Source organism: Kitasatospora sp. NPDC054768 (assembly GCF_053612025.1).
In genome coordinates this window covers 1-4,383 of the sequence record NZ_JBSHBN010000300.1, presented here as the reverse complement: position 1 = coordinate 4,383, position 4,383 = coordinate 1, and the positions used below count along the sequence as shown (strand labels likewise).

General features: G+C 73.2%; 3 protein-coding genes and 1 pseudogene. 1 reads left to right on the top strand and 3 read right to left on the bottom strand.

Annotated features, from left to right (window positions below; translation table 11 throughout):
* A partial coding sequence (locus ACWGKU_RS40505) for an AMP-binding protein (RefSeq protein WP_452191816.1) occupies nucleotides 1-1,431 on the bottom strand: 1,431 nt, incomplete at its 3' end.
* A 398-nt stretch (nucleotides 1,432-1,829) separates the two neighbouring features.
* Nucleotides 1,830-2,834 (bottom strand): ArsR/SmtB family transcription factor, encoded by a 1,005-nt coding sequence (locus ACWGKU_RS40500; RefSeq protein WP_331768619.1) that lies wholly within the window; start codon nucleotides 2,832-2,834, stop codon nucleotides 1,830-1,832.
* Between the two features lie 121 nt (nucleotides 2,835-2,955).
* Between ACWGKU_RS40500 and ACWGKU_RS40495 the strand changes: the two genes are divergently transcribed.
* A complete protein-coding gene (locus ACWGKU_RS40495) occupies nucleotides 2,956-4,173 on the top strand; it encodes an MFS transporter (RefSeq protein WP_331768618.1) in 1,218 nt (405 codons plus the stop codon).
* On the opposite strand, the pseudogene ACWGKU_RS40490 reads toward ACWGKU_RS40495, so the two are convergent.
* Nucleotides 4,157-4,383, bottom strand: a pseudogene (locus ACWGKU_RS40490) (ISL3 family transposase); the annotation flags it as partial. The gene ACWGKU_RS40495 and the pseudogene ACWGKU_RS40490 overlap by 17 nt on opposite strands.

Below are 4,383 nucleotides of genomic sequence, written 5' to 3'. Positions count from 1 at the left end.
CGATGAGCACCGGGCCCGGGCGGTCGAGCACGTACGTCGTCGCCGTGATCGTGGCCTCGGTGGGGGCGTAGGTGGTGTGGATGGGGACGGAGGTGACGGCGAACCAGTTGGCCACGGAGCCCGACGAGATCGTCTCACCGGCCAGGACCAGCAGCCGGAGCCAGTCCCCGGTGCCTGTTCGGCCAGGAGCGGGATCACCTGCTCCCACAGCGCGACGGGCAGCTCGGCGACGGTGACCCGCGCCGTGCGCAGGGTGGCCACCACCTCCTCAGGGCCCCAGTGGGGGGAATCCCGTAGAACCAGGCTTCCGCCGCACATCAGCGCCGGGAAGATCTGCTCGGCGGCCGCGTCGAAGCTCACGGAGGCGAACTGCAGGACACGGTCGTGCTCCGTCAGCGCGTACTGGCGGCGCATCTCCTGGAGACGGTTGCTCAGCGACCGGTGGGTGAGCTGCACTCCCTTGGGCCGCCCGGTGGAGCCGGAGGTGTACAGCACGTAGGCGAGGTCATCGGGCATGGTCCGGGGTTCGGGGCCGATGTCCGGCAGCCCGTCCGCCTCGCCGGCGTCCTTGCCGACCAGGACCGTGGGGATGCCCTCGGGCAGTGCCCCCAGCTGCTGTTCCTGGGTGACGACCAAAGCCGCCCCGGAGTCCTCGATCATGAACCACAGCCGCTCGGCCGGGTAGTCCGGGTCGAGCGGGATGTGCACCCCGCCCGCCTTGAGCACCCCGAGAAGCGACCAGATGAGCTCCGCACCCCGCCCCACACAGACACCGACGGGAGTGCCGGCGCTGACGCCGAGCCCCGTCAGCCGATGCGCCAGGCCGTTGGCGAGGGCGTCCAGCTGCCGGTAGGTGAGGCTCTCGGCGCCGCAGCGCACGGCGACGGCGTCGGGGGTACGCGCGACCTGGGCCTCCACCAGCTGATGCAGCAGCAGGGAATCGTCGAAGAAACGCGCTGTGTCGTTGAACGGGCCGACGGCGGCGCGCCGCTCCTCGGCGGTGATCAGGCCCAGCTCCTGGACGTACTGATCCGGGCGAATCGCGCCGTTGGTCAGCAGCACCGACAACTGCCCGGCAAAGCGGCCGAGTTCGGCCGCGCTGAACGTTCCCGGTGCACACTCCAGCGCGCAGTGGATCCCCTGCGCGCCCCAGGAGCAGCTGAGCCGGAGCTCGTGCGCGCTGCCTGCGGCCACCAGCGGATGGGGGACGACGGCCCGGTAGGAGGCCGAGGAAGCCCCAGCGGCACGCGTCGCCCGGGCGGCCTGCTCGATGAGCTGCCGGAACGTGGTCTCCTCGTCCGTGCGGCAGCGCAGCGGTCCGGACGACGTGTCGACCTGCACCTCCTCGTGGCCGCTCCACCGCAGCAGCAGGGCCCAGAAGCCCGCCAGCGGCACCGCGGCCGGGGCGTGGCCGGCGTGCTCCGCCAGCACTGCAGGCCGCGGGCCGTGGCGGGGGGCAGGGGGACGGCCACCGACACATCGAGCGTGCCGGTGGCCGGCGGCGCCGCGGCGGCGCCTGTGTACGTCATGGGGTTACTGCTCATCGGGGAGTCCTCCAAGCGGTCCGGCCGGTCAACCATGCGCCGTCCCCAGCGGGGTGGTGATTTCCCTCGGCCGACGCGACCACCGGACAGCCGGCCGAGGACGAGGGCGACCTGGGCATCACGGGCCCGTGGCACACACCTGCGCTGTCCCGGTGCTGCCGGGAGCGGGACCGGTGGGGACAGCGGACGTCACGGGCGGGCCTCCTCGCAGGTGAAGGACGTGCTCGGGCCCATGGTCGACGCACGCATATCTTCGGCGTATCGGCGGCCAATCCCCTGGCTATCTCAGCCCGTGGAGGGCCTCGCGACCAACGCGTCGCCCAGCCCGGTGCGCCGGTAGACCACGGCGCGGCCCGTCCGGGTGCCCTCGACCAGACCGGACCTGCGCAGGACGGCCAGATGGCCGCCGACCGCGCCGAGGCTCATGCGCAGGGCGCGGGTGAGCTGCGTGGTGGTGACCGGTCCGTCCAGGGTGGCGAGGATCAGAGCCCTGGACCGGCCGATCAGCGGGACCAGGTGATCCGCGGCCGGACGGCACGGGGCGGCGGCCGGCCACAGGGCGGCGGCGCCACCGGCCGGGTAGACCACGGCGTTGCGCCACGGTTCGTCCAGGCAGACCCACAGGGCGTCGAACAGGTTGGGCAGGTACAGGACGCCGCCCCGGCGCAGGACCCGTTCCTCGTCCGGCATGCCGGAGACCTCGATGACGGCACCGCGGGCATGGGTGCGCCACCGGACCGTGGGGGCCAGGTCGCCGAGCACGCCGTTCCAGCCCTCGGCGATCAGCCGGTCGGCGCGGTGGGCGAGATCACGCTGCAAGATGGCGCGCATCCGGTCCCAGTCCGGGGCCACGAACTCCTCCCAGGCCAGGCCCAGGACACGCGTGAAGCGGCCCACGGGATCGGGCGAGTCGAAGATGCGGGCCACCCCGTCGGGCAGCTCGCGCCCTTCGAGGACCCGCATCACCTCCTGATGGGCCCGCGCCGCCGGCGTCTCCCGGACCGCGGCCAGGTCCTGAATGAACGTCGAAGAGCTGTCCCGGGGAGGCGGTGCGATGAAGTCCGGGTTGTAGCCGCGGACACGCAGGACGGACACCAAGGTCCCCAGGTCCGGCTCGGCATCGCACATCGCCCGCAGACGCCCCCGATTGCGCTCCACCCACGGCCGCGCCGTCCACGAGGAGATCCGGCCGGACAGGACCAGCAGGGCCGCCACGACCTGGGTGATCGGGGATATCGCGAAACGACTGGCCCCGAGGTCTCCGGCCCCCATCTCGATGCGCAGCGTCACGACATGACCTTTCGCCTGTGGACGAAACCCTAGTGGGCGCCGTCCGCGCGTGGCCATCCTGCTGTCTCCCGGCCGGCGGAGAACCGCCGCCGAACCGTCCCCCCGCCCCAGGAGAAACACCATGCTCGTCAGCGACGACACTCGGCCCCCGGGATACCGGGAGGTGTTCCGGGAACGGGACTTCCGCGTGCTGTGGGTGGCCCACGCGCTGCTCAACCTGGGCGAGGTCATGAAGGCCCTCGCCCTGTCCGCGCTCGTCTACAGCCGCAGCGGCTCCCCCCTGCTGTCCGGCATCGCCTACGTGGCGGGACTGCTGCCGCAGGTGTTCGGCAGCGCCGCCCTGCTCTCCCTGGCAGACCGGCTCCCGCCCCGGCTGACCATGGCCGCCTGGGACGCGGCCCGAGCAGCCGGAGCGGCCGTGCTGGCCCTCGACGTGCTGCCGGTGCCCGGAGTCCTGGCCCTGAGCATGCTGTACGGCCTGTTCGACCCCGTGCCCGCCGCCATGAAGACAGCCCTGCTCCCAGAACTCATGGGCGAGCGCCGGTTCGTGCTGGCCCAGTCCCTGATGAACGTCACGGTCGGCGCCGCGCAGATCTGCGGCTTCGCCGTGGGCGGCGCCCTGCTCGCACTGCTCGGGCCGGTCGGCACACTCTGGGTGGTCTGCGGCGGCGCCCTGCTGTCCGCCGCGGTGCTCCGCCTGGGCCTGCGGATCCGCCCGCCGCGAGGGGCGGACGGATCCGCCGTCACCCCGGCACGGGCCCTCTCCACGACCTGGGCGGTCAACCGGGCGCTGTGGGCGGACGTCCGGGTGCGCCGCCTGCTGCTGGCGCTGTGCCTGCCCGCGTGCTGGATCGTCGGCGCGGAAGCGACCATGATCTCGTACGCGGACGAGATCGGCAGCCCCCGGGCCGTCGGCGCGCTGCTCACCGCCGCGGCGCTGGGCATGCTGATCGGCGACACCCTCGTCGGCCGTTTCGCCACCCGACGCCGGCGCAGCCGCTGGGCACTGCCGCTGTCCGTGCTGCTGGGCGCCCCGTACCTGCTCTTCGCCGCCCAGCCGGGCATCGCCGCGGCCGCCGGGCTGGCGGCGCTGGCCAGTATCGGCTTCGGCTACAGCCTGTGCCTCCAGGAATCGTTCGTCGACGTCGTCCCTGTCGAGTCACGCGGTCAGGCTTTCGGGCTGGCGGCCTCCGGCCTGATGTCCTGCCAGGGCATCGCCGCCGGCCTGACCGGCGCCGTCGCCGAGCTGGCCCGGCCGTCGGCGGGCATCGCCGTGGGGGCGGCGGCCTCCCTGCTCTGCACGGCGCTGCTGGTGCGGGTACTCAGGCCGACGCCGTGACAAGGGCGTCCCGGCCGATCCCTGCTGACAGGTGCTCGGCCAGGCGGGCCCCGGCCCGGCCACCGAGGGCAAGGGCGACGGCCTCGCGAACTTTCCGCAGCGGCACTGTGCACCGCCCATAACGGAACGTCAGGCCGGGGATCTGCTCGCCGAAGGTCCGCTTCCCGCAGTCGGCGGCGTCGCAGAAGAACCGGCGGACCCGCAGGTGCA

Coding starts and splice junctions, on each gene's coding strand:
- ACWGKU_RS40495 (WP_331768618.1), top strand. CDS start 2,956: ATGCTCGTCAGCGACGACACTCGGCCCCCGGGATACCGGGAGGTGTTC.